Genomic DNA, 430 nt, shown 5'->3' on the forward strand with positions numbered 1-430 from the left:
GATGGTGATACCGTTACAGCAACAGCAACAGACTTGGCAGGAAACGTTTCATTGCCGGGTACAGAGATTGTTGATGGAGATGGCTTACCACCAGTTGTAACATTTACAGATGAAACTACGAATGACACCACTCCTGAGTTGTCAGGTACGATCAACGATCCAAATGCCACGATTGTGGTGAATGTGGATGGTGTTGACTATCCAGCGGTGAACAATGGTGATGGTACGTGGACCCTTGCAGACAATGTATTACCAGTGTTAGGTGAAGGTCCACATACGGTCACAGTAACTGCCACAGACTTGGCAGGCAATGTGGGAACAGATACGGGTGCAGTTACGATTGATACCATTCCGGCCGACTTGATTGGTGCGATCACAGTTCCAGATGACTTAAACGGTGACGGCATCTTGAATGCGACTGAGTTAGGTG

1 protein-coding gene is annotated in these 430 nt (G+C 47.9%); it reads left to right on the forward strand.

Features of this window, described 5'->3' with window-relative positions; translation table 11 throughout:
• On the forward strand, positions 1-430 hold a 430-nt coding region (locus F993_RS20435; RefSeq protein ID WP_004651918.1), incomplete at both ends, for an Ig-like domain-containing protein.

It is taken from the genome of Acinetobacter proteolyticus, from assembly GCF_000367945.1.
GTDB lineage: Bacteria > Pseudomonadota > Gammaproteobacteria > Pseudomonadales > Moraxellaceae > Acinetobacter > Acinetobacter proteolyticus.